The organism is Mangrovibacterium marinum (assembly GCF_003046625.1).
Lineage (GTDB): Bacteria > Bacteroidota > Bacteroidia > Bacteroidales > Prolixibacteraceae > Mangrovibacterium > Mangrovibacterium marinum.
Genome location: NZ_QAAD01000001.1, coordinates 34692 through 59865, shown reverse-complemented (window position 1 = coordinate 59865; position 25174 = coordinate 34692). Strand labels below are relative to the sequence as shown.

The following is a 25174-nucleotide window of genomic DNA, read 5'->3' as shown; positions in this document are numbered from 1 at the left end:
ACGATATGTTCAAGGTCTGATCTCTCAAGGTCAGGCCTTTTTTTATGAAAGTCTCCTTCGGGTGATGCGCCTGCCTGCGGTAGGCAGGGTTTCCAAACCGCATCGGGGAAGCATTGAATGTCGATTCAGCTTGAAGCTGGAGCTACGGCTCACTTTGTCGCAAACTTGTGTTAATGGGCGTTGTTCCAAACCCGACTGCTTTTTCTATTTCTACTTTTGATCAAATAGGAACCTTGTCCTACCGGACGGGTTTTCATTTTTGTAGTGACACAAAAACGAAACAAAAAGGTCATGGCTGATTTTTATCTTCAACCGCCATCTGCCGAAAAGCTAAGTTCAACCGGCTGATCTCCGTCTCACGACGGAGCTTCCCGGTTTCACTAAGCTTTTCGTTTGATCTCGGTCTCGATAAAAATAGGCCAACTAACTCCCGACTTTTCCTCATTGATTAGAAGACCTTTTTGCTGGTTGATGGCGTTTTGGATGACAACCCGACAACTTATGAAAACAACGACAACAGCATAGTCGAAAACGACTACACTTTCATCTCTGTTGGTGATTCCCCGGAATCATGAAGGTTTTTCTGAATGCCAATTGACGCGAAGCCTTGTTTTAAGCAGGTGATATGAACCGGCCTCGAGCGCCTTGATTAGTAACCCGGAGTTTGCTACAAACCCAAGCATCGTTTATGCCGGCTGATCTTCAGCTGGTTTTTCCTTGGTTGACGGGAACTTACAGCTCATTGTCACATTAAGCCTTTATTAACATCACGATCGAAAATATGCTGTAAGGCATATTTTGGGCTTTAAAGTCTATTTTTGCGCTCAATCCAATCAGCCTCTTGAAAAAATTAGCAGATGAAGTATAAGTTCAATTTTATCGATAAAAACCAGGGAAGTATTAAAGATGATGTGCTTTCCGGCTTGACCGTTGCCTTGGCCTTGGTGCCCGAAGCGGTAGCCTTTGCTTTTGTGGCCGGGGTATCGCCAATTATTGGTCTGTACGGCGCCTTTATGATGGGGCTGGTGACTGCCGTGCTGGGCGGACGCCCCGGAATGATCTCCGGAGCCACCGGAGCAACGGCCGTGGTGATGGTCTCGTTAATTGCCAAAGGAAATGAAATGGGAGCGCCCGGCGACAATATGGGTTTGCAATACCTGTTTGCCACCTTGCTGCTGGTTGGTGTGTTGCAGATGACTGCCGGCTTCCTGCGTCTGGGGAAATTCATCCGCATGGTGCCTGCATCGGTGATGATGGGCTTTGTGAATGGCCTGGCGATTGTCATTTTTCTGTCGCAGCTGAATATGTTTAAAATTGGTGGCGAATGGATGGCTGGTTCCCAGATGTGGACCATGCTTGGGCTGGTGGCATTAACCATGCTGATTATGTACTTGCTGCCCAAGGTGAGTAAAGCCATTCCGGCAGCCTTAGTCGGTATTCTGGTCGTCTCGGCAATTGTTATCTTCGGAGGAATTGATACCCAAACGGTGAAGTCATTCATCCAGGCTGGTGGCGGAACGGGCATTAAAGCCGGCTTGCCAACGTTTAATATTCCGGTCATTCCGATGACTTTCGACACGCTGAAATTTATTTTCCCTTATGCGGTTATTCTGGCGTCGGTAGGCCTGATTGAGTCGCTGATGACTTTAAATCTGGTTGACGAGCTGACCGAAACCCGTGGTAGCGGTAACCGCGAATGTGCTGCGCAAGGTGCTGCCAACTTTGTGAACGGCCTGTTTGGCGGGATGGGTGGTTGTGCCATGATCGGACAGAGTATCATCAATATTAAATCGGGTGGCCGTAACCGCTTGTCGGGAATTGTGGCAGCCGTTTGTTTGCTGGCCTTCATCTTGTTTGCGTCAACTTATATTGAAATGATCCCCATAGCAGCTCTGGTGGGGGTGATGTTTATGGTGGTGATCGGGACCTTTGCCTGGAACACTTTCCGGCTGATGGACAAAATTCCGTTGGCCGACCTGATTGTCATCATTCTTGTAACGGTGCTCACGGTCATCTTCGACCTGGCCATTGCTGTATTTGCCGGGGTGGTTGTTTCGGCTTTGGTTTTTGCCTGGGAAAATGCCGTGCGTATTCGTGCCAACGAGTCGGTTGACGAGCATGGCATTAAGCACTATAAAGTTGTGGGGCCTCTGTTTTTTGCTTCAACAACGGCTTTCAATCAGAAGTTTAATGTGCAGGATGATCCGGAAGAGGTAATTATCGATTTTAAAGAATCGCGCATTATGGATCAGTCGGCCATTGAGGCCATTAATAAAGTGGCGGAGCGCTACCAAAAAGAAGGAAAAAACATTCACCTTCGCCATCTGAGCCGCGACTGTACGCGTTTGATCCGTAAAGCCGAGAAGATTTGTGATGTGAATATTGTCGAGGACCCGAACTACTTTGTGGCCATCGACCACTATAAAAAATTGACCGGCCCAAATGCCGTGTCCTAGTTTTTTTATTATTTGGTTTAGCCCGGCCCTAATCTCCTTAGGGGCCGGGTTTTTTATATCCTGAAGTTTTAGTCTTGTAGAAACTGATTTAGCAAACCGCCCGATTCTTTCCGTTGGTTGCCTCCCCGGGGACTTAGCTCGCGGATCAGTTTGCGGATAGGCATCGATTGCAGCCACACCTTGCCGGTTCCCCGCAGGGTGGCCAGGAAAATACCTTCACCACCGAAGACCATCGAACGAAGGTTGCCGGCTTGTTCAACGCTAAAATCAATTTGGGGTTCATAAGCTACAATGCAGCCGGTATCAACACGCAGCACTTCGTTATTCAGCTGTCGTTCAATCACCGTTCCCCCGGCATGAATAAAGGCTTTGCCATCACCCTCCAGCTGTTGCATGATGAATCCCTCGCCACCAAAAAATCCCGCTCCCAGGCGGCGGTTAAAGGTGATGGATATTTTGGTGCCCAGGGCAGCACACAGGAAAGCATCTTTCTGAACAATGATGCGGCCACCCATGCGGGCCAGGTCAAGCGGAATAATTGTTCCCGGATAAGGAGCCGAAAATGCCACGTGTTTTTTACCCCAGCCCTGGTTGGCAAAATGTGTCAGAAACAGCGACTCGCCGGTAATCAGCCGAGATCCGGCGCTTAAAAGCTTGTCGAAAAAGCCAGCCCGCGGATTGGAGCCATCGCCTAGTTTGGTTTCGAAGCTAATACCATCTTCCATATAGATCATGGCACCGGCCTCGGCAATTACTTTTTCTCCCGGATCCAGTTCAACCTCAACTAATTGAACATCGTGCCCAATGATTTTGTAGTCAATTTCGTGTGATTGCATTGTTGTTTAATTTTTTTTGTTTGCTGTCCGAATTTATAAAATTGTTGCCCTTCCTCCGATAAAAATCGATGAATAGCCGTTAGAAAAAGGTAAACGATTACCTGGCTGCAGGGGCGCATATCAACGATTTTCAAACGACCATTCATCTTGAATTTAACCTGTAAATGCCCTTCAGCTTGCTTTATTGGCTTATCTTTGTCTACTCATGGAAAGTAAAATCGTTTGCATACCGGATCTAAGTCCGGAGTTTGTATTTCAGGCATCACGAAGCAGTGGCCCTGGAGGGCAAAACGTCAACAAGGTCAATTCGCGTGTTGAATTACGGTTTGATGTGGCGAATTCGATCTTACTGAGCGAAGTTCAGAAGACCATTTTGTTGACCAAGCTTGCTGGCCGGATAACATCGGAAGGTATTCTGATTCTGACCAGCCAGGAGGATCGTTCGCAATTGAAAAATAAGGAGCTGGTTGTGACGCGCTTTTATCAGCTGCTGCGCGAAGTGTTGAAGCCGGTTCGCAAACGCCGCAAGACACGACCAACCCGAGCTTCGGTGGAGAAGCGCTTGCAGCGCAAAAAGCAAAAGTCGGAACGAAAATCAAGCCGTGGAAAAATCAGATTTTAAAGATGAAAGTAAGTTTGAATATCATGAGCGTTGTTCTCTGTATAGCGCTCTTCTCGTGTAGCCATCCGACAAAGAAGATGAGCTTGCAATCCGGTGATTTATTATTTCAAGGTGCCAGCTCCGGTAAATTGTCGGAAGCGATTGATAAAGTGACTCAAACCCACGCTGAAACGCACTTCTCGCATGTAGGGCTGGTTGAACAGGCCGAGGATGGCAGCCTGTGGGTACTGCATGCCGACATCGAGGGAGGGTGCTGCCGTGTGAGCCTGAACGATTTTCTCGAGCCCGACGGAGATTCTCTGCAAACCGTTTGTTATCGGTTAAAGGAGCCCTGGCTGTCGGCCATAGAACCGGCATTGGACAAAGCCCGCAGCATGCTTGGCTTGCCCTATAATTTCAGTTACAAGCTTTCCGATTCGAGTCACTATTGCTCCGAGTTTATTTATAAGGCATTTCAGGATGCTGCTGTTTTTAAGCTCAAGCCGATGACCTTTAAAGATCCCCAAACCGGTGAGTTTTTTCCAACTTGGGTGGATTACTATGGCCGGCTGGGAATTCCGGTTCCCGAGGGAGAACCCGGTTGCAACCCCAATGGTATGGCGGCCTCCGATAAGCTGGAGTGCCTGGGCGAGTATGATTAGCCGATCCTTGCGGTTTAGCTGCTTTCCGTGTAGAGGGGCAGCTCCACATAGAAGGTTGTTCCCTGGTTGAGCTCACTTTCGAACCAGATTCTGCCGTTTGCCGACTCAACGATTTTTTTAACAATAGCGAGGCCTAATCCCATTCCACTCGATTTGGTGGTAAAGTTGGGCTGAAAAAGTCTGCCGCGGATGTCCTCCGGAATGCCTGCTCCGTTATCCTTCACCTGGATGATTGCCTGTGTTTCGTTACAGCTCAGCGCCAGCTCAACGAGCCCCTGTTCTCCGGTGGGGATCGATTGTATGCCGTTTTTAATCAGGTTGATAATGGCACGCGAAAGCTGCTCTTTATCCCCTTTAATCATCACGGTTGAAGGCTTGCAATCCAGCAGCTTAATTTGCATTGTTTTGCTCGAGTCAAAGAGTTCCGTCACCTGTTTCAGTCGTTCAGCAAGGTTGAAAACTTCATTCTTGGCATTGGGCATTTTGGCGAAGTTCGAGAACTCGGTGGCAATGCCCGAGAGGGTGTCAATCTGCTCAATAAGCGTTCGGGTTACGCGGTTAAAGATCTCGTCGTACTGCTCGCTGTTCGACGATTTGGCGCGCTGTAAATGCTGAATGTGAAGCTTCATGGGCGTGAGCGGATTCTTAATTTCGTGAGCAATCTGCTTGGCCATCTCGCGCCAGGCCATTTCCCGTTGGGTGCGTGCTAAAAGTTCGGCACTGTTGGATAGTTCTTCAACTTTGCGGTTATATTCCTTCACCAAGGCACCAATTTCGTCGTCGGCATTATAGCTGATCTGTTCGTTTTGCTTGTCCAGCTGCATCCCTTTCAGGCGTTCGCGAATCAGCGTTAGCGGGCGGGTAATCTGGTTCGCCAGCAGCAAGGCGACCACCACACTGATGAAGAACAGCAATACATACAGGTTGATAAAAGCAACAATGAAAGTGGTCACCTCCTGCCGCAGCTCATCCCCCCGCGTAAAATAAGGCAGGTTAATAAATCCGAGGTACTCGCCGCGGTTGTTGATGATCGGCTCGTAGATGGATAAGTACGATAAGTTGCCGATTTTCTCGGGCTGGGTGATGCTGATTTGATAGTTCTCGGTGAGTTCGTAAAATGCCTGGGCATCCATTCGTGCCGAGATAATCCCGCGGTTAAAAACTTCGGGTCGCGACGAGGCAATCAACTCACCGTTAAAACTGTAGATGTTAATATCGGTGCGGAAGATATTCGAAAGCTCACCCAGGTCCTGCCACAACCAGTCGAGCACATCAGGCGTAAACTGATCGACATTTTTCAGACGCAGATTAATTTCTTCGGCGATGGACTTCATCTTTTCGTTCAGGTCGTGCTGATGCTTGTTTTTGTATTCGCGCAGGTTGTAGTAAATGGTTCCGGAGGCCACCAGCAACAGCGAGAACAGAACGATGGCAATAATGGAAATCTGGATCCGGAACTTCAGGTCGTAAACCAGTGCCTGGTTGCGGTATTTCGCATTGCCGATCAGCACAATCAGCAGGATGAACACAAAATAGAAAACAAACAAATAGGGGAACGAGATCAGGTATTGGCCGAAGCCGAATGACTTGGTGCTGACGATGATGTAGTTGTCATTTCCCAGGTTGTAAATCAGGTGGTCGTAGCCATCCCAGCTACGCTGGCTAAGCTCTTTGCTGCTGTTGCCAATATTGTAGGTACTGATGTAGTAATTGTATTGGTAGTCGCCGCTGAGGTAAACCAGCTCGTTTTTGTAGTACTTGGCATACGAGAAGTTTCGGTAACGGCTGGGTTCCTGCAGCGATTTGTCGAGCAACAGCTCGGGGAAGCCAACGCCCTCGGGAAGTAATTTCGACTTCAGCTCGATAAAGATGGATTGTCCCAGGGGTTTGGAGGGAAGGGGAAGGGTAAAACGCCCGAAATACGAAATCCGCCCATCCATATTGTTCATGTAATAGAAGCTGGTTCCCGGGATCTCGGTGCCTGATTCTTCAATCATCTGCTCGAAAAACGGATAACAAGGTACCAGCTGATCGTCGGGCTGCACCAGCAAGCTGTCGTTGCCATCGCACACGGTGATCCAGGCATCGTACTTTTTAAAATAGCCGTTAAAGTAATTTCGGCTGATGTAGTCTTCCAGTTGCTGGTAGGCGTTGCCCAACAGTAAGGGAGGGATGACCGTGTCGACACTAAACTGTTGCTGTATTTCTTTTAAAAACACCTCGGCTGCCGGGTCGTGTTCCGAGTACTGGGTGATAGCCATCAGCCGCTGGGTTTGCTGACGGCGCGCATTGTTGTGCGATTGAATAATAATAAGCGAGAAAAAGGTGTACAGCGAAACAAAATAGATGATGAAGGAGAGCGAAAAGCGCTTTAGCTGCGTTTTCTGAAGCACAAACACCGAGAGATTCGTGATCAGATAAAGGGTGATGATATAAATTTCTGTCTGCTTGAGGTAGATACACAGCGTTCCGCAAATGATAATGAGCAACAGATGGGTATAAAAGAACAGCTTCCGGCGGATAATACGCTCGCTGTATTCAACCACTTGCAGGTTGATAATAAAGGCTGAGAAGAACAGCAAGGCAATGATGGAGTAGCCAATCAGACTGTATTTGTTAACGTCGTCGATCCGGTTCAGCTGAAAGGTGAAACTTGAATTGCGAATCAGGTTTTCGATCAGGAAATTAATTGTCAGGTAAAAAATCAGAATGAAGGTAAAGGCAGCGGTCAACTCCCATTTCTTCCGACTCCTCGAGAGGGTGAAATCTTTCGCAAAGTTAAAGCTCCAGAAAAACAGCAGAATGCTGAATAGCAACAAGTCGCCTAAGGACGGAAGCCAGCTGGAATAGGCATACAACGAAGGACCAAACAGACTGAACTGCTTGCATATTCCCGGAAAATGAAAGAGGATGCGCACCCAGTACAGGGCAAACAGCACCAGGCCTAAAATGAACACCCGCAGGATAAAATGCTCGTGTCGGAAGGACTTAAACATCTGTCGGGCAAAGATCAGGAAACACAACAAGGCCAGCAGATAGAACGATGCCGGCAGAATAAGGGAGCTGGCACGGATGGTCGTGTTGTTTTGCGGAACCAGCGAAAACAGAAACTTTCCGTTTCGATCGTGTACCGATGCACCAGTCGGACTTTCAGCCGGTTTTACCGCATAGTTTTCCGGCATTCCATATCCCGGATCAAAGTTGTTCCGGATAAATTCGTTCTCAATGGCATAGTTGTTTTTTATGTGGATGAGCCCGTAAATGGTGTACGCGTCGGCTTGTCGCTTTTCGAGGAAGAATACGCCGTTGGGCAGAAACAACAGCTTGCCGGCTTGCTCCTGATCCAGGATGCCCGAAAATGAGAAATGATTGCTCGACCAAAACAGTAATTCGTCGCCGCGGCTAATCAGAAAACCGAGCCCTTCCTGCTTGTAAGCCGGAAAAAGTTTGTTGAAGTGATTCTGAAGGTTCCCGCTGAACTCGGGCGATTCCAGCGTCTCCGAGATCTCGTCCATTGTATTTTCGAGCGTGCTCAATCGCTCCAGGAATACTTTTTCGAACTTCTTTTCCAATGGTAGCTCGTGATCTTTTTGCAGGGCAAACTCTTCGGAGATGATACCAAAGGCAAGAAGCAGGACTGCCAGCAGCAGAAAGGCATATTTTTGCAGGGTCTTCATAGTGGCGCTTTATTCATGATGATAGGGCTCACCACGCAGGATGGTCAGAGCCCGGTAAAGTTGCTCACAAAAAATAAGCCGAACCATCTGGTGCGAAAAAGTCATTTTCGAGAGGCTGACCTTTCCCGCAGCTGCCTGGTACACGGCTTGCGAAAACCCGTAGGGGCCGCCAATGCAGAATATCAAGGTTTTTAGTCCACCCAGCATTTTCTTCTCCAGGTAAGCGGCAAAGTCCACCGACCGGAATTGTTTACCGCCTTCATCCAGCAAAATCAGTTCGTCGCCCGGTTTCAGCTGCGCCAGTATCAGTTCTCCTTCTTTTTCTTTTTGTTGCTCTTCCGACAGGTTTCTGGTATTTTTTATATCCGGAATGATCTGATATTCAAAGGGCAGGTAGTGGGGGATGCGCTTTTGAAACAAATCGATGCCCTCATTTAAATATTTTTTATCAGTTTTACCGATAACAACCAGTTTTATCTTCATAGGTAGACGCGTTGGAAATTTGTTAACTTTACAAAGTTAAATATCTAAATTTACTATTTTCGGTTGTTTGGTACAATTTATGCTTCTATTGAGCGATTCGCTATTCGAAAAGATAGCGGTATTTCGGCAAGGAAACGATATTTATTGTAATTTGATTGTGTTAACAGCGCAGATAGAAAACTCAGAGGAAGGAATGAAACTGAAAATTAGAAAAATAACACTGGTGGTTCTGGCTTTTGTGTTCAGCACCATGCTCGGTATGGCTCAAATTCCCGACGACCTGGTCTTGAGCTTTAAAACCGGCAATGCGTCTACCTTATCAGGTTATTTTAACCAGAATATAGAACTTTTTATCCTGGAGCAGGACGATGTTTACAGCCGGGCACAGGCCCAACAAATTGTGTCGAACTTTTTTGCTCAAAACCGCCCCAACGGATTTTCAATAATCCACCAGAGTGGCAAGGAAGATTCGAAGTTCGCTATCGGAAAACTGTCAACATCGAAGGGCGACTACCGGGTTTCTTTTTTTGTGAAGAACGAAGGAGGAAAGCCTGTGATCCATCAATTGAGAATTGAAAAACAGTAGCGATGAACAACCGCTTACATCGGTTTAAGCGTATTTTTCTCACCTGGATGATCCGAGCACGTAAGGTGACTTTGCCTGGTTTCGACCGGGTGCCGCTTTACGATGTGATGCTGTTTTTTTACCGAAGTATCGAAAACGGAGCGATCACCACACGGGCCTCGGCCATTGCTTTCAGCTTCTTTCTGGCCATCTTCCCGACAACGATTTTCCTGTTTACCCTGATTCCCTATGTCCCGATTGAAAATTTTCAGGACGAGCTTTTTACGCTCATTCAGGGAATTTTGCCGCCCCACACCTTCGAGGCTGTCGACGAAACCATTAAGGATATCCTGACCCAACCGCGGGGAGGATTGCTGTCTTTCGGGTTCTTCATGGGGATGATCTTTTCGACTAATGGACTGGTGTCGATGATGAATGCTTTCGATGCCTCTTTACATATTTTCGAAACCCGTCCTTGGTATATGCAACGGCTGATGGCCATTGTCCTGTTAATGATTTTGGCCTTCCTGTTAACCATCGCCATTGGCTTAATAACCCTGGGGCAGCTAAGCATCAACTACCTGGATGCACACGATCTGCTGGGCGGTTCGTTTACCTATTATCTGCTGTCGGTGGGGAAATGGGTGGTCATTATTGCTTTGTTCTTTTTTGCCTATTCGTTTTTGTTTTACCTTGCCCCGGCCAAGAAAACCCGTTGGCGCTTCATCTCAGCGGGGGGAACTATGTCGACAATCCTAAGTGTTATTGTGCTGCTGGGATTTAACTATTACATTGTACGTTTTAGCCAGTATAACAAGCTGTATGGCTCTATTGGTGCCTTGCTGGTTGTGCTTCTTTTGCTATACTTGATCTCCCTGGTTTTGCTGTTTGGCTTCGAGCTGAATGCCAGTTTACTGGCTGCACGGCGAAGCGGCAAACGCTTAGTTAAAAAGGAAGAAGTGAAACGAATTATCCGGCGACGTTTTCGCTTAAAACGACGTAAAACCCACGACGATTAGCGGTGTTGGTTTTGGTCGACTGGCTTGATTTGCTGCGCTGCTATTTGCCCATTTTAAACAGCAGTTCTTTTTCCTCTTTGGTGAGTGAGTCGTAGCCCGACTTGCTGATTTTATCCAAAACGCGGTTAATTTCCTCTTGTTTTACATTTTGTTTGCGGTTATACTCAATGTCCATATTGGCCGAGTTTTGGTTACGATAGCTCACTTTTACCCGTTGTTTGGGCTTGAAGAGTTTTTGCAGTTTGTCGGACAAAAGGGTGATCACCGAAGTAAGATCGTGATTTTTGCGCAGCAGGTACACAAACAGAAAGCCCAGGAAAGCGCCTCCCAGGTGTGCCAGGTTGCCGCCCGCATTGGAGCTGGCAATGCCAATGGTATAAATCACGATGGAGAAAATCGCGACGTGCTTCATCTTCACTTGCCCGATAAACAGCAGGTTGATGGCATGGTTGGGGGCGTAGGTGGCTACAGCAGCAATAATCGCCAGTACCGATGCAGATGCACCTAACAAGCGCGAAAACTGCAAGTGATTGGCAAAAGCCGGGAACAGGTTGTAGCCCAGCAGGAAGAATATGCCGCCAAACAAACCACCCAGAATGTATACACCAAGCAGTTTCTTTTCATCGAAATAAATGAGGAAAATCTTGCCCATCCAATAGAGCCAGAGAATGTTGAAAAGGATATGCAGGAAGTCGAAATGCAGGAACATGTAGGTGAAGATGGTCCACGGGTGCTGCAATAGTGCCTCCTGCGAGGCCGGTAGGGCCAACCAGTTGATTAACCCAAAGTTCTCATTCATCAAAAAGAAGATCACATTAATCAGGCGTAGCAGTACAAATACCCCAATATTAACGTAGATCAGACGCGTAAGTACTGAACCTTTTCGGAACGATTCCTTTATTTCGTCAACGATGTTCATTTGCTAAAAGAAATGTTTGCTGTTTTTATTCCAGTATTTAATCAGCAAGTAGCCAAACAGGGCACCTCCAAGGTGAGCAAAGTGGGCAATATTGCTGGCCGACTGCGTGAAGCCCAGGTAAACCTCAATCAGGATCATTCCGGCAATGGCATATTTGGCCTTAATCGGGATAGGCGGGAAAATTAACATCAGCATGGTATTGGGGAATAACATTCCGAAACCAATCAGCACCCCGTAAACAGCGCCCGAAGCTCCTACGGTAGGGATGTTTAAAATTTCGTTCAGTTGTCCCATGACCGGGTCTTTATAATTTTGCCCTTGTTGCCAGATGTCGACCCCTTGCTGCATTACGAGGCTAAGCTTTTCCGGACTTAGTTGAGAAGCAAGAGATTGAAATTCGAGGTAGTTCACAAAGGTGTGCAGTGCGGCAGCTCCCAGGCCTGTTATAAAATAGAAGGCGAAGAAACGCTTGGGGCCCCACACATTCTCCAATACCCGGCCAAACATCCATAAGGCAAACATATTGAACAGCAAATGGGTAAACCCCGCGTGCATAAATATATGGGTTACCAGTTGGTAGGGTTTAAATGCCGGCGATCCAATATAGTGGAGGCCCAAGGTGGAAGCCAGGTTAACACCGCGCGATTGCAGTACCCAGGTTGCCAGCAACATGAGCACGTTAATGATTACCAGGTTTTTTACAACCGGAGGCGTATTTGCAAATGGCGATCGCGTATAATTCATAGTCAAAATTTAGGTGAAGGCTTACAAGAGCCTTGCCAAACTGTTTATTTTTTATAAAGAAAGCAAATACAGGTCACATTGTCACTTCAACAGTTTTTCAAACTGTTCAATGGGCATGATTGTTAACACCTGTTTGCCCGAAGGCGAAAAGTTGGGTGTTGAACATGCAAACAACTGATCAATCAATTGGTTTAGCTCTTCATCGCGCAAAAAGTGACCGTACGAAATGGCCGATGCAGCAGCCAGCGAAGCCGCGATTTTTTCCTTGGCTTTTTCATGCAGATCGGTTGCGGTATTTTTCAGATCCTCCAGTAAACTGTCCACGATTTCCATCGGCGAAATGTTCTCGATGATGCTTGGAAATCCGTTAATCACAAATTGATTGTTCTCTGCTTGCTGGATGTCAAATCCCAATGATCTCAAATCCGGGACAACCGACCGGAGCAGCTCTGCATCCGATGCGTCAAGCTCGAAGGCGTGGGGAAACAGCAACTGCTGACTGGCAATTTGTTGTTGCGCCAGCATGGCCATAAAGTTCTCGAACAGGATGCGCTCGTGCGCCCGCTTTTGGTCAATGACCATCAAGCCGGATTTGACCGGAGTGAAAATATACTTGTTCTTAAACTGAAAGCAACTGCGTGCTGTTGTCGATTCGGCCTGTTGAATGGGTAAGCGGTGATGCTCATCTTGTGGCAGCTGCTGCGCATTGAACGGCGACAACGGGTTGTTGTTCTCTTCCTCATCGCTTGAGTGGTTAAAGTCGTTGTAGAGCTTTTCCCAATGCTGTATCTGCTCGTGCTTGCTACTTGCGTTTTGGTAGTTGCCAATGGTCGCTCCTCGTGTTCCGCTGGGAAACGATTTCACTTCGACATTAAACGGATTATAGGTCGGGTCCACCTCAATGCGCGGAGCTTCGATGCTACCGATGTCCTTGGGTGGCGGAGGAATATCGATGCTGCCGGCCTGGTCAAAATCAATCGAGGGCATCACGTTGAATTTCCCCAGGGCCTCGCGTACCGACGCCTGAATGATTTGCCATACCGCCGATTCATTTTCGAACTTAATCTCGGTTTTGGTGGGGTGGATGTTAATGTCGATGCAATCCGGATTTACCTCGAGATACAGAAAATAAGCCGGATAGCTGTCGGGAGCCAAAATTTTCTCATAAGCCTGCATCACTGCCCGATTGAAAAAGGGATGCTTCATAAATCGGTTGTTCACAAAAAAGAACTGCTCGCCGTAGGTCTTACGGGCATATTTGGGTTGTCCCACAAAACCTTTGATGCTTACCAGGCTGGTCTCGGTATTTACCGGAATGAGGTTTTGGTTAATTCCTTTCCCAAAGATCGAAACAACGCGTTTGCGAATGTTGTCGCCGCTGGCCATTTCGTAAACCGGATCCTGGTTGTGAATTAGCGATATTCCGATTTCCGGATTTGCCAAAGCGATACGTTGTACTTCGTTGATGATATGCTTCAACTCTGTAGAGTTCGATTTCAGAAACTTGCGTCGCGCCGGGACATTGAAAAACAGATTCTTAATCAGAAAGTTTGTTCCGTTGGCACACTGTGTAACTTCTTGTTTTTGCACTCTGGAACCAACAATGTTGATAAAGGTACCCACCTCGCTGTCGTGTTGCTTGCTGTACAGCTCAACATCGGCAATGGCTGCAATAGAGGCTAAGGCCTCGCCACGAAATCCCATGGTGCGAATGTTGAACAAGTCGTTGGCCTCGCGGATTTTGGAGGTCGCATGTCGCTCAAAGGCCATCCGGGCATCCGTTTCGGACATGCCGCAGCCATTGTCGCTCACCTGTACAAGGGTGCGCCCGGCATCTTTAATGTTGATTGTGATTTGCGTTGCTCCCGCATCAATAGCATTCTCAACCAGCTCTTTGACAACCGAGGCCGGGCGTTGAATGACTTCACCCGCTGCTATTTGGTTGGCTACCGAGTCGGGGAGCAGTTGGATTATATCTGGCACAGAATTACTTTAAAATTTAAAAAACAGGTAAACAGCTAAAGCTAAAATCATGACGAAAAAGATCAGACGCGTGTTGGAACGGCGTCGGGCATCCTCAGCCGACTTGGAAAAACCGCCCATATTTTGTCTGAAAGTACCGCGAATATTCGCCCGGTGGTTGCTATTCCACTCTTTCTTCTCGTTCAGTCCTAATTCTGCTTTAATCCGGTCTTCCCGATCTCTCAACTCTTCCTTTTCCGCGTCGTAATAACGGGTTGTAATATGGAACCGCTTTGCTCTGGGAGTATGGAAAAACTTTCCAATCATAGTTACTTCAATATTAGATTGATCAGCAAAAGTACAAAAATCACACCAGACCATGAAGGTCTTTCGCTAAAGGAGACAAATTTTCATGAGCTCGCTCTGTATCTGATTCTACGGGCTGTTAATGGTCTTCGTTTAGCCGACTGCCACATTTCTTGCAGTACACCGCATCATTGTCATGCTGATCGTGCAGGCAGTGGGAGCATACCTGGGTGTTGTTGTTGCGCGAACCGCGGATCATCTCGGAGGTGACAATACCTGTTGGAACGGCAATAATGGCATAGCCCACAATCATCACGAAGCTGGCCATCAGCTGTCCGGCCGGTGTTTCGGGCGAGATATCGCCGTAGCCCACCGTGGTCATGGTTACAATTGCCCAGTAAATGCTCGACGGGATACTCCGAAAGCCGTGTTCCGGCCCTTCAATCAGGTACATCAGGGTACCCACGATAATGACCAGGTTGATGACAAAAAACAGGAACACGAAAATCTTTTCCCGGCTGGTCCACAGCGCTTTGCCTAGCGTATTGCCGGCCTGGGTATAGCGGCTGAGCTTTAAAATACGGAATACCCGCAGCAGACGAATGGCGCGAATAACCATCAGGCTGTGGCTTCCGACCAACACCAGACTGAGGTAAGTAGGCAGCACGGACAATAAATCGATTATTCCGTAGAAGCTGAAAACATAACGCCAGGGGCGTTGTACAACCGCGACCCGCATGATGTATTCGATACTGAAAATTAAGGTGATCGCCCACTCCAGGATATGCAATGTGTGGCCGTATTTCAGGTTGATGTCAGGGACACTTTCCAGCATCACCAGAATGATGCTGGCCAGGATGATCAGCAGCAGAGCGATGTCGAACGCTTTGCCTTTAGGACTGTCGGCTTCAAAAATGATCTCGTAAAGTTTTCGTCGGATACGCATAGATAGCTCGAAAAAGTGAAAACGAAAGATACAAAAAAACAGGCAGGGTTTGCGCGAATCGCTGCTTTGGATTTGAGTTGGCCCGCCTTCAGTATTGTCGGTTGCAGCTCTGGGGGGAAGAAATATAGCCGAAGTTTGCCGCGTTCGAACCGTCGTTGGCGAATGTATTGAGCAACATTCCTCTAAAAAGGCGCTTCTTCGAAAATGAATTTGCGATTTTCAGTCAATAGCTTTAAATTTAGATAAGATAAATAGAGTCCATCAAAACCGATAAGCTCATGATGATTAAAACTTTTGCATCAGCGGTTCATGGCATCGATGCAACAACCATTACCATTGAGACCGATGTGTCGCAGGGAATCAAGTTCTCCCTGGTCGGACTTCCCGACAATGCAGTGAAAGAAAGTCAGCAGCGCATAGAAGCTGCGTTGCGCCTGAATAATTACAAGTGGCCGCGGCAAAAAATCATCATTAATATGGCGCCTGCCGATTTGCGCAAAGAAGGTTCTTCCTACGATCTGCCTTTGGCTATTGCCGTGTTGGCTGCTTCGGAGCAAATTAAGAATGAAAAGCTCGAACGCTTTCTGATGATGGGCGAATTGTCGCTGGATGGAAACTTGCAGCCTATTAAAGGTGCATTGCCTATCGCCATTAAAGCTCGCGAAGAAGGTTTTGAAGGCTTTATTCTGCCAACACAGAATGCCCGGGAAGCGGCAGTGGTGGATCAGCTGAAGATTTATGGCGTGGACAACCTCATGCAGGTCGTCGATTTTTTTAACGATGATGTTGAGTTGGAACAAACCATTGTCGATACCCGGGAGGAGTTTTACAAGATGCTGAATCATACCGATCTGGACTTTTCGGATGTGAAAGGGCAGGAGAATGTGAAGCGTGCTCTGGAGATTGCTGCCGCTGGTGGGCATAATTTGATCATGATCGGGCCCCCGGGAGCCGGTAAGACCATGCTCGCCAAGCGAATACCGACAATTTTGCCCCCTTTTACCTTGCACGAGGCCTTGGAAACCACTAAAATTCACTCGGTGGTGGGACGGATTGATAAAGATACTTCCTTGATGACCGAACGTCCCTTTCGCTCGCCGCACCATACCATCTCGGACGTTGCCCTGGTGGGCGGGGGAACCTACCCGCAGCCCGGCGAGATCTCTCTGGCACACAACGGCGTGCTCTTTCTGGACGAACTTCCCGAGTTTAAAAGAACCGTGCTTGAAGTGATGCGACAACCCTTAGAGGATCGGAAGATTACCATTTCAAGAGCGAAGTTCTCGGTTGAATATCCGGCAAGCCTGATGTTGGTGGCCTCCATGAATCCGTGCCCTTGCGGCTATTACAATCACCCGACAAAGGAATGTGTGTGTGCACCGGGCATGGTTCCCAAGTACCTGAATAAGATATCCGGACCTTTGCTTGACCGGATTGATATTCACCTGGAAGTTGTGCCGGTTCCGTTCAAAAAATTGTCGGAACTGAACGAGACCGAAGGAAGTGCTGCTATTCGGGAACGGGTGATCAAGGCGCGGCAAATACAGTCGGACCGCTACCAGGGCATGGATGGCATCTTCTGCAATGCACAGATGTCGTCGCGGCAGATTCGCGATTATGTACAGCTCGATTCAACCAGCAATACCTTACTGAAAAATGCGATGGAACGCCTGGGCTTATCGGCTCGCGCTTACGATCGGATCCTCCGGGTTGCCCGAACGATTGCCGATTTAGAAACCTCGGCCGGAGTTGAAAGCCATCATATTTCCGAAGCAATTCAATACCGCAGTTTGGATCGGGAAAGCTGGGGAACTTAAGTTGTCGGCTTCGATTACTGTCGGCAGCCTGTCGCCGGTGATATGCTAAAAACATTTGCATCGTGTTTGATATTTCGACTTTAGTGTTGCTTTGGAAATCTTGACTATCGAATTTAAAAATCTATGAAAAAATACCTCCGATTGTTTGTCTTGCCAATTCTATTGTTGGCTCTAATTTCTTCCTGTGGAAATAAAAAAACTAAACCCGATGCCTCGGTTGATAGTGCTTTCACCCAATATGTTCGTAGTTACACGAGCGGAATTGTATCGTGTAAATCTCCCGTTTTGATTGAGTTTAATCAGGATCCGATTCATCCGGAGCAACCTGGAATTGATGTTGATAAAGAACTGATCCGTTTGTCACCCCAGGTAAAAGGGAAAGTGCAGTGGATTGATGCGCACACCCTTGTCTTTATACCGGAGGAGCGCATGAAATCCGATGCTGAATATACAGTGTCGGTTGCGTTGGGAAAGATTCTGGAGGTGCCGGACGATTACCAAACCATGGAATTTGTGGTGAAGACAATCAAGCAATCCTTCAGTTTGAATAACCTGGCGGTTAAAGCATACAACAGTCAGGACCTGAAACTACAATACCTGTCAGGTGTGGTTTATACCGCCGATTGTGCTGAAAATAAACAGATCGAATCGCTTGTTCAGGTTCGCAAGGAAGGTGAGAAACTGAGTCTGAGTTGGCAGCATAGTGCCGACGGGAAACAGCACAACTTTCAGGCGGATAGTCTGGTGCGGACCGGAGATACTCAAAAGTTACTGGTGAAGTGGGACGGATCAGCTATTGGGGAGGATAAAAAAGGTGAGGAAGAAATTGAGCTGGCAGCTCTGGATGTTTTTAAGGTCGTTGACGTCAGGGTGGTTCAACAGCCTGAACAATATCTTCTTGTTCGGTTTTCGGATCCATTGGCTGCCGATCAAAATCTACAGGGATTGATTACGATTGATAAGATCGATGGTCTTCGATACCAGTTGGAGAACAACGAACTGAAAATTTATGTGCCGTCGCGATTGGCGGGCGATCACGAAGTCTATATTTCCAATGGAATTCGGAATGCACTCAACTTCAAATTGAAGGAATCGACTACGATGCAGCTACGTTTTGAAGACTTGAAGCCTGCTGTTCGCCTGGTTGGAAAAGGAACGATTGTACCTTCATCCGATGAGCTTGTTTTTCCTTTTGAAGCGGTGAATTTGCAGGCTGTAGATCTACGGATAATCAAGATTTTTACCAATAATATCCACCAGTTCTTCCAGGAAAATGATTACGATGAAAGCTCTGAAATTAAACAGGTTGGTCGCCTGGTGGTCGATAAGAAGATTGATTTGAATGTCGCCTCTTTTTCAGAGTTAAAGAACTGGAATACTTACAGTGTTGATTTGACGAAACTGATACCGATAGAACCTGGTGCAATTTATCGGATTCAGCTTCGCTTTCGTAAAGATTATTCGCTTTACGGAATGGAACAATTGCCGGAAGCGAAAACGGTGTCGCCGGTTGATCAGCTGAAAGCTAAGCAACAGATGCAGGAAGAGATGGAAGAATGGGACCGCCCGGGATGGTATTCCGATTACGACTACCCGGACGATTACAAATGGAGCGAACGAAATAATCCGGATCATGTTTCATACTTCAATTCAGACCGCTTTGTCGAGCGAAATCTTTTCGCAACCAATCTTGCAGTAATTGCCAAAGGTGGCTCCGATGAGCGCATGAACTTCGCGGTAACAAACTTGAAGACTGCGGAGCCGGAGTCCGGAGTGAAACTAAAAATTTACAATTTTCAAAAACAGTTGATGGAGACTGTCGTAACAGGCTCGGATGGCTTGGCTAAAGTAAAATTGAAGTATAAGCCTTTCCTTTTGGTTGCTGAAAAAGACGGGCAGCTTGCTTACTTGCGGCTGGATGATGGTTCATCTCTTTCGCTCAGCAATTTCGATGTTACCGGTAATGTCGTTCAAAAAGGAATTAAGGGCTATGTGTACGGAGAGCGAGGTGTGTGGCGTCCCGGTGACCGGATTTATTTGACTTTTATTTTGGAAGATAAGCAAGATAACTTGCCGGATGATCACCCTGTTATCTTTAAGTTGATTAATCCGAAGGGCCAAAAAGTCACCCGCCAGGTGAAAACGAGCGGATTGAACGGTTTCTATTGTTTTAATTGTGAAACCGATTCGGAAGCCCCAACCGGAAACTGGACCGCTGTGCTTAAGGTAGGAGGACAAACCTTTGCAAAGCGAGTGAAGGTTGAAACCGTAAAACCAAATCGCTTGAAAATCGGCCTGAAATTTGATGCTGATCCCTTATGCATTTATCAGGGATACGCAGAGGGGACACTAAAAACAGCTTGGTTACATGGCGGAACAGCAAAGAATCTGAAAGCGCAGGTGGCGCTCAGTTTCTCCAAAGCTAAAACCAGTTTCAAAGGCTATTTCAATTATAATTTCGACGATCCGGCAAAGAATCTGTATTCCGAAGAGCAGGAAGTGTTTAAAGGAAAGGTGAATGAGCAAGGAGTTGCTGCAGTCAATTTTAAACTGCCGGAGATTAATTCGGCCCCGGGAATGTTGAATGCCCATTTTTCGAGCCGGGTGTACGAGGAAACCGGCGATTTTAGTATCGATGCAAAAACAGTGACTTATGCTCCATATTCTTCGTTTGTCGGTGTTAAGTTGCCGTCTTCCGATTCAAATTGGTATAAAACAGATACTTCTTATCCGCTCGATATTGTAACGGTTGGTTACAACGGGAATAAAATTGATCGGAAAGGATTGGAGGTAAAAGTCTATAAAGTTGACTGGCACTGGTGGTGGGATTCCGGTGAGGATAACCTGGCTCGCTATGTGAATAATTCTTACAAGAAACCGGTTTTACGGACGACTATAGACACACAAAATGGTATTGCGAGTTTGCCGCTTAAAATCAAATATACGGATTGGGACGACAATGGTCGTTACCTGATTTATGTGAAGGATCCGGAGAGCGGTCACAGTACAGGCCTAACTGCTTATTTCTCGAAGTGGGGTTATTGGGCTTCCGAGGGTATGCAGGGAGCTGCAACGATGCTTTCGTTCAAGGCGGACAAAGAAAAATATAATGTAGGGGAGAAGGTTACGGTGACTATTCCTTCGGCTAAAAACGGTAAGGCTTTGGTTAGTATTGAAAACGGGACGTCGGTTCTGGACTTGTTTTGGGTAAATACGAAGGAAAAAAATACGGTGTTTAGCTTTGATGCAAAGCCGGAAATGGCTCCCAACGTCTATGTTCATATTTCTCTCATTCAGCCTCATGCCCAAACGGAGAATGATGCACCAATTCGTTTGTATGGCGTTGTCCCGGTCATGATCGAGGATCCGAATACACATTTGAGTCCGGCTATTAAAATGGCCGATGAACTGGAACCTGAAAAGACTTACGATGTAAGCGTTTCGGAGAAAGATGGTAAAGAAATGACCTATACATTGGCGGTTGTTGATGAAGGCTTGCTTGATTTAACCCGATTCCAAACGCCGGATCCCTGGCCTTCATTTTATGCCCGCGAAGCTTTAGGTGTTAAAACCTGGGACTTTTACGATGATGTAATTGGCGCTTACGGAGCCCGCCTGGAAAGAGCTTTTGCTGTTGGTGGTGATGAAAATTTGGCAGCAGCAAAACGTAAAAAGGTAAATCGGTTTAAGCCTGTCGTCTCGTTTGTCGGGCCGTTTAAACTGGAAAAAGGAAAAACAAATACCCACCAGCTTAAAATGCCGAACTATGTTGGTGCGGTTCGGGTGATGGTTGTTGCAGCTGATCACGGGGCTTACGGTAATACCGAGAAGTCGGTAAAGGTGCTGAAACCGCTCATGCTGCTAGCAACTTTGCCCCGTGTGCTGGGACCGGGTGAGGAAGTGAAATTGCCGGTGAATGTTTTTGCGATGAAGCCGGAGGTTAAAAATGTTACGGTGAGCATTCAAACAAACGAATTGTTGACTCCGGTTGGTGGCAGCTCACAGCAAGTCCGGTTTTCTGAAGTTGGTGACCAAATTGCCGGTTTTAATCTGAAAGTGGCCGAGAAGACTGGAATTGGCAAAGTAACGGTTACCGCGGAGAGCGGAAAGTTCAAGGCTACCTATGAAATTGAAATCGTAGTTCGACCATCGAACCCGCGTGTTGTTAATGTGAAAGATACGATTTTGCAGGCCGGCCAAGCGTGGAGCGCAATGGTAACAGCACCCGGAATGGCAGGAACGAATCTAGCTCGTCTGGAACTCTCGGGGATTCCGCCATTGGACTTAAATCGTCGCTTAAATTATCTGATTCGTTATCCGCACGGCTGTATTGAGCAAACTACTTCTGCCGTTTTCCCGCAATTAATGTTGAATCGACTCACTGTTGTTTCAGCTGAGCAAAAGCAGGAAATCGAGGATCATATCCGGGAGGCTTTAAATAAGTTTACGCGCTTTCAAACATCGGAGGGTGGTTTTGCTTATTGGCCCGGAGGAACTTATTCTTCGTCCTGGGGCACGAACTATGCAGGCCACTTCATGCTAAAAGCTGAAGAAGCTGGATACTCGCTACCGTATGGGATGAAGGACAAATGGTTGACCTATCAGAAAAATGCCAGCCGCAACTGGCAACGATCCGAACGCAGATATGAACGCTCGGAATTGACTCAGGCATATCGATTGTACACCTTGGCTTTGGCTCAGTCGCCCGATTTTGGAGCAATGAACCGTTTGCGCGAAGAGAAAAATATGGATCAGTTGGCTCAGTGGAGATTGGCTGCTGCTTATGCAGTTGCCGGTCAGCCGGAGGTGGCTGCTAAAATGATCGCCAATTTGAGCAAGACCATAAAGCCGTTCAGGGAGCTGTCTTATACTTATGGCTCAGATATTCGGGATAAAGCACTGATTATGGAGACATTGGTTTTGCTGAAAAGACAGACTGAGGCGTTCCCGCTGTTAAAAGAGATATCAGCAGAGTTGTCGTCCGACGCTTGGATGAGTACGCAAACGACGGCCTATTCACTGCTGGCAATTTCGGAATTTGCAGGTGCAGGTAAGCTCACCGATAATCCTTTGAACGCAAAAGTTGCCTTTAATAATGCAGCCGTTCAGGCTGTTTCGGCAACTACTCCTGTTTGGCAAAGCAATGTTGAGTTAAAGGAGAATAAGACCGCTCAAGTAATGGTCGGGAATACGACCTCGAAATTGATGTATGTTCGGGTGCTGAGTGAGGGGATTCCGGTAACAGGCGATTCTACTTCAAGCCAGCGTAATTTGTTTCTGGATGTGCATTATACAAATATGCAGGGACAAAAGGTCGATCCGAAGAAGTTGCCACAGGGAACTGATTTTGTTGTGGTGGTTAGCGTGCAAAATCCGGGACAGCGCGGTGTCTACAAAGAAATGGCCTTGACGACTATTTTCCCATCGGGATGGGAGATTATCAATTCACGCTTAAATGATGTGGAAAGTCAGTTGAAGAGTGATGCTTTCACGTATCAGGACATTCGCGATGACCGGGTGCTGACTTATTTCGATTTGAATCCGAATGAACAGAAAACGTTCCGGATTTTATTGAATGCAACCTACGAAGGGAAATTTTATTTGCCGTCAGTACAGTGTGAGGCGATGTATGATAATAGTATCAACTCTCGCAAACCGGGTCAGTGGATTGAGGTGGTGAAGTAAAAAATGAAAGGATTATCAAAACGCATAAAACGTAGATACGGGATAGGAGCTGCTGTTTTTCTGGCAGCTCTTGTCTTTTGGTGGTTCAGTTTGCCCTCGCCGTTATTCTCCGATCCAACGTCAACGGTTATCGAGAGCAAAGGAGGCGAACTGTTGGGAGCACACATCGCTGCCGATGGGCAATGGCGATTTCCGAAGGTTGATGACATCCCGCAAAAGTATAAGACTTGCGTATTGGCTTTTGAAGACCGGCATTTTTATCATCATCCGGGATTTAACCCGGTTTCTTTGGTCAGGGCACTCGTTCAGAATGTTCGCAGCGGCCATGTCGTAAGCGGTGGAAGCACGATCACGATGCAGCTGATTCGTTTATCGCGCAAAGGGAAACCACGAACGATATGGCAGAAATTGATTGAACTTTCGTTGGCTGTTCGTGCAGAATGTTCGTATTCAAAAGAGTCGATTCTAAAACTATATGTTTCAAATGCTCCCTATGGCGGAAACGTTGTTGGCTTGGATGCTGCTGCCTGGCGGTATTTCGGACGAAATACGGCAGATCTTTCCTGGGCCGAGTCAGCGACCCTGGCAGTTTTGCCTAATGCGCCCTCGCTGATTTATCCGGGAAAGCGGAATGAAGCGCTTTTGCTGAAACGAAACCGACTGCTTGATAGGCTTTATAAGCAGGGAAAGCTGGATGAAACAACATTGAATTTGGCGAAGTTGGAGCCGTTGCCACAGCAGGTTTACGCTATTCCGCAAATTGCAACCCACTTGCTGAATCGTGTTATGGCAGAACATCCGGGGCAACGGATTCAAACGACTGTTGACGGGCAGTTGCAGCGTCATGTAAACGAATTGGTTCGGCAGCATTTAATGAGTCTGCGGGCGAATGAAATTCATAATGCAGCTGTTCTGGTAATGGATGTTGAAAAGGGTAGGATATTAGCCTATGTCGGTAATTCGCCCGATAGGGGAGATGGTCAGCATGGCCAGCAGGTAGATGTGATTGCCTCTCCGCGAAGCTCGGGAAGTATCCTCAAGCCCTTTCTGTATGCCGCGATGCAGGATGATGGTTTGATTCTGCCTCATACCCTGATTCCCGATATCCCAACGCAGATTGGCGGATTCAGCCCCCAAAATTTCGATTTGCAATTTGAAGGAGCGGTGCCGGCATCCATGGCTCTTTCAAAATCGCTGAATATTCCGGCAGTTCGGATGCTTCGTGATTATGGCGTTGATCGTTTTTACAGTGTCATGAAGAAACTTCATTTCTCGACCTTGAATAAACCGGCCAACCATTACGGATTGTCCTTGATTCTGGGGGGAGCAGAGGTTAATTTGTGGGATTTGGCCGGCGCCTATTCGTCGTTAGCACGCATGTTAGTTCATTACGAGTTGCATGATGGTGTTGTTTACAAGGATGATTTCAGGAGTCCCTCCTATCAGGAAGGAAACTATAGCAGTGATGAGTTAATAGAGAAGCCCATCTCTCCGGGAGCAGCCTGGTTGACTTTCGAAGCTTTGTTAAAAGTTAATCGCCCGGATGAAGAATCGGGTTGGGAGTCCTTCTCTTCTTCGCGTCGGGTAGCCTGGAAAACGGGAACCAGCTTTGGTTTTCGCGATGGCTGGGCTGTCGGTGTCGATCGGAAATACCTTGTCGCTGTTTGGTGCGGAAATGCAGACGGCGAGGGGCGCCCGGGCTTGACCGGAACTTCAGCTGCTGCTCCAATACTGTTTGATGTTTTCAACTTGTTGCCGGCTTCAACATGGTTTACCCAGCCGGTTGACGAGATGGTGCAAATTCCGGTATGTCACGAAAGTGGTTATCGGGTTGGGCCATATTGCGAACAGGCGGATACCGTATGGGTATTGCCGAAAGGGCTCAGCAGCTCTGCATGCCCGTATCATAGGTTGGTGCATCTCGATCCAACCGCTCAATGGCAGGTAACCGCACAATGTTGCTCGGTCGAAGAAATGGTACATCGGTCCTGGTTTGTGTTGCCTCCTGTAATGGAATGGTATTACAAGCGGCGAAACCTAATGTACCGAACATTGCCTCTATTTAAGTTAGGATGCGCAGAGGAGGCTCAGGTCGTGATGGAGATGATCTATCCCCGTGAAAACAAGCAGGTGTTTGTGCCGGTGCAGTTGGATGGTACACCCGGACAAGTTATTTTGGAAGCAGCTCATTCTTCATCGGATGCGATTATTTACTGGCATCTCGACGATGAATATCTTGGTCAGACGAAGGGGACTCATCAGATGCCTGTTAGTCCGTTTTCGGGGAATCATATTCTGAGCTTGATTGATGATCAGGGAAACACTTTTTCTTTGCAGTTGACCGTCGTCGCTCGATAGAAGTTATAAGCGTGGGTTTGCGGAGGCTGGTCTTTTTTCGAAATTCTGTTCGTTTTTCGTTTTTAGAATATGTTGAGCAGCATCTTTTTCGTAAATTTGGTCAGTTCTTGTAACTGATGAAAAACTTTTCTTCAACTA

At 47.2% G+C, this 25174-nt stretch carries 16 protein-coding genes; 8 read left to right on the top strand and 8 right to left on the bottom strand.

The window, feature by feature from the left end:
• Positions 1-857: 857 nt before the first annotated feature.
• A complete protein-coding gene (locus C8N47_RS00245) occupies positions 858-2456 on the top strand; it encodes a SulP family inorganic anion transporter (protein ID WP_107820512.1) in 1599 nt (532 codons plus the stop codon).
• 68 nt (positions 2457-2524) lie between these two features.
• On the opposite strand, the gene C8N47_RS00240 is transcribed toward C8N47_RS00245, so the two are convergent.
• On the bottom strand, positions 2525-3292 hold the full coding sequence (locus tag C8N47_RS00240) for a TIGR00266 family protein (protein ID WP_107820511.1): 768 nt from the start codon (positions 3290-3292) through the stop codon (positions 2525-2527).
• A gap of 205 nt (positions 3293-3497) precedes the next feature.
• On the opposite strand from C8N47_RS00240, the gene arfB reads away from it, so the two are divergent.
• Together arfB and C8N47_RS00230 are read left to right on the top strand one after the other, a co-directional pair.
• Positions 3498-3914 carry an alternative ribosome rescue aminoacyl-tRNA hydrolase ArfB gene (gene arfB / locus C8N47_RS00235; protein WP_107820510.1) on the top strand — a complete coding sequence of 139 codons (417 nt, stop codon included), beginning with the start codon at positions 3498-3500 and terminating at the stop codon, positions 3912-3914.
• Positions 3915-3916: 2 nt separating this feature from the next.
• Positions 3917-4555, top strand: coding sequence for a YiiX/YebB-like N1pC/P60 family cysteine hydrolase (locus tag C8N47_RS00230; RefSeq protein ID WP_107820509.1), 639 nt, complete (start codon positions 3917-3919; stop codon positions 4553-4555).
• Positions 4556-4569: 14 nt separating this feature from the next.
• On the opposite strand, the gene C8N47_RS00225 is transcribed toward C8N47_RS00230, so the two are convergent.
• Together C8N47_RS00225 and rlmH are read right to left on the bottom strand one after the other, a co-directional pair.
• Positions 4570-8232 carry a sensor histidine kinase gene (locus tag C8N47_RS00225; protein ID WP_107820508.1) on the bottom strand — a complete coding sequence of 1221 codons (3663 nt, stop codon included), beginning with the start codon at positions 8230-8232 and terminating at the stop codon, positions 4570-4572.
• A gap of 9 nt (positions 8233-8241) precedes the next feature.
• Positions 8242-8715, bottom strand: a complete 474-nt coding sequence (gene rlmH / locus C8N47_RS00220; protein WP_107820507.1) for a 23S rRNA (pseudouridine(1915)-N(3))-methyltransferase RlmH — start codon at positions 8713-8715, stop codon at positions 8242-8244.
• A gap of 193 nt (positions 8716-8908) precedes the next feature.
• Here rlmH and C8N47_RS00215 point away from each other — a divergent pair, with 193 nt between their 5' ends.
• The gene (locus C8N47_RS00215; RefSeq protein WP_170111239.1) at positions 8909-9301 is read left to right on the top strand and encodes a DUF4783 domain-containing protein; all 393 of its coding nucleotides are present in this window, start codon (positions 8909-8911) and stop codon (positions 9299-9301) included.
• A gap of 2 nt (positions 9302-9303) precedes the next feature.
• A complete protein-coding gene (locus C8N47_RS00210; protein ID WP_107820505.1) occupies positions 9304-10299 on the top strand; it encodes a YihY/virulence factor BrkB family protein in 996 nt (331 codons plus the stop codon).
• Between the two features lie 40 nt (positions 10300-10339).
• Here the strand turns inward: C8N47_RS00210 and C8N47_RS00205 are convergent, their stop codons facing one another.
• From C8N47_RS00205 to C8N47_RS00185, 5 genes are all read right to left on the bottom strand, one after another.
• Positions 10340-11218 (bottom strand): rhomboid family protein, encoded by an 879-nt coding sequence (locus C8N47_RS00205; RefSeq protein WP_107820504.1) that lies wholly within the window; start codon positions 11216-11218, stop codon positions 10340-10342.
• A 3-nt stretch (positions 11219-11221) separates the two neighbouring features.
• Complete coding sequence (locus C8N47_RS00200) at positions 11222-11962, bottom strand: rhomboid family intramembrane serine protease (protein ID WP_107820503.1); 741 nt, start codon at positions 11960-11962, stop codon at positions 11222-11224.
• 81 nt (positions 11963-12043) lie between these two features.
• Entirely contained in the window at positions 12044-13945 is a 1902-nt protein-coding gene (mutL, locus tag C8N47_RS00195) for a DNA mismatch repair endonuclease MutL (RefSeq protein WP_107820502.1), read from the bottom strand.
• Positions 13946-13954: 9 nt separating this feature from the next.
• Entirely contained in the window at positions 13955-14251 is a 297-nt protein-coding gene (locus C8N47_RS00190; protein WP_107820501.1) for a hypothetical protein, read from the bottom strand.
• Positions 14252-14369: 118 nt separating this feature from the next.
• The gene (locus tag C8N47_RS00185; RefSeq protein WP_107820500.1) at positions 14370-15176 is read right to left on the bottom strand and encodes an ion transporter; all 807 of its coding nucleotides are present in this window, start codon (positions 15174-15176) and stop codon (positions 14370-14372) included.
• Positions 15177-15454: 278 nt separating this feature from the next.
• Here C8N47_RS00185 and C8N47_RS00180 point away from each other — a divergent pair, with 278 nt between their 5' ends.
• From C8N47_RS00180 to pbpC, 3 genes are all read left to right on the top strand, one after another.
• Positions 15455-16993 carry a YifB family Mg chelatase-like AAA ATPase gene (locus C8N47_RS00180; RefSeq protein ID WP_107820499.1) on the top strand — a complete coding sequence of 513 codons (1539 nt, stop codon included), beginning with the start codon at positions 15455-15457 and terminating at the stop codon, positions 16991-16993.
• Positions 16994-17116: 123 nt separating this feature from the next.
• Positions 17117-22678, top strand: a complete 5562-nt coding sequence (locus C8N47_RS00175) for an alpha-2-macroglobulin family protein (protein ID WP_107820498.1) — start codon at positions 17117-17119, stop codon at positions 22676-22678.
• Positions 22679-22681: 3 nt separating this feature from the next.
• Positions 22682-25036 (top strand): penicillin-binding protein 1C, encoded by a 2355-nt coding sequence (gene pbpC / locus C8N47_RS00170; RefSeq protein WP_107820497.1) that lies wholly within the window; start codon positions 22682-22684, stop codon positions 25034-25036.
• The last annotated feature ends 138 nt before the right edge of the window (positions 25037-25174 follow it).

What these genes read in the sequence shown, in the direction of transcription:
- C8N47_RS00240 (WP_107820511.1), bottom strand. Translation starts at nt 3,292, where the DNA reads ATGCAATCACACGAAATTGACTACAAAATCATTGGGCACGATGTTCAA.
- C8N47_RS00200 (WP_107820503.1), bottom strand. Translation starts at nt 11,962, where the DNA reads ATGAATTATACGCGATCGCCATTTGCAAATACGCCTCCGGTTGTAAAA.
- C8N47_RS00205 (WP_107820504.1), bottom strand. Translation starts at nt 11,218, where the DNA reads ATGAACATCGTTGACGAAATAAAGGAATCGTTCCGAAAAGGTTCAGTA.
- C8N47_RS00225 (WP_107820508.1), bottom strand. Translation starts at nt 8,232, where the DNA reads ATGAAGACCCTGCAAAAATATGCCTTTCTGCTGCTGGCAGTCCTGCTT.
- C8N47_RS00230 (WP_107820509.1), top strand. Translation starts at nt 3,917, where the DNA reads ATGAAAGTAAGTTTGAATATCATGAGCGTTGTTCTCTGTATAGCGCTC.
- arfB (WP_107820510.1), top strand. Translation starts at nt 3,498, where the DNA reads ATGGAAAGTAAAATCGTTTGCATACCGGATCTAAGTCCGGAGTTTGTA.
- C8N47_RS00210 (WP_107820505.1), top strand. Translation starts at nt 9,304, where the DNA reads ATGAACAACCGCTTACATCGGTTTAAGCGTATTTTTCTCACCTGGATG.
- pbpC (WP_107820497.1), top strand. Translation starts at nt 22,682, where the DNA reads ATGAAAGGATTATCAAAACGCATAAAACGTAGATACGGGATAGGAGCT.
- rlmH (WP_107820507.1), bottom strand. Translation starts at nt 8,715, where the DNA reads ATGAAGATAAAACTGGTTGTTATCGGTAAAACTGATAAAAAATATTTA.
- C8N47_RS00175 (WP_107820498.1), top strand. Translation starts at nt 17,117, where the DNA reads ATGAAAAAATACCTCCGATTGTTTGTCTTGCCAATTCTATTGTTGGCT.
- C8N47_RS00215 (WP_170111239.1), top strand. Translation starts at nt 8,909, where the DNA reads ATGAAACTGAAAATTAGAAAAATAACACTGGTGGTTCTGGCTTTTGTG.
- C8N47_RS00245 (WP_107820512.1), top strand. Translation starts at nt 858, where the DNA reads ATGAAGTATAAGTTCAATTTTATCGATAAAAACCAGGGAAGTATTAAA.
- C8N47_RS00185 (WP_107820500.1), bottom strand. Translation starts at nt 15,176, where the DNA reads ATGCGTATCCGACGAAAACTTTACGAGATCATTTTTGAAGCCGACAGT.
- C8N47_RS00190 (WP_107820501.1), bottom strand. Translation starts at nt 14,251, where the DNA reads ATGATTGGAAAGTTTTTCCATACTCCCAGAGCAAAGCGGTTCCATATT.
- C8N47_RS00180 (WP_107820499.1), top strand. Translation starts at nt 15,455, where the DNA reads ATGATGATTAAAACTTTTGCATCAGCGGTTCATGGCATCGATGCAACA.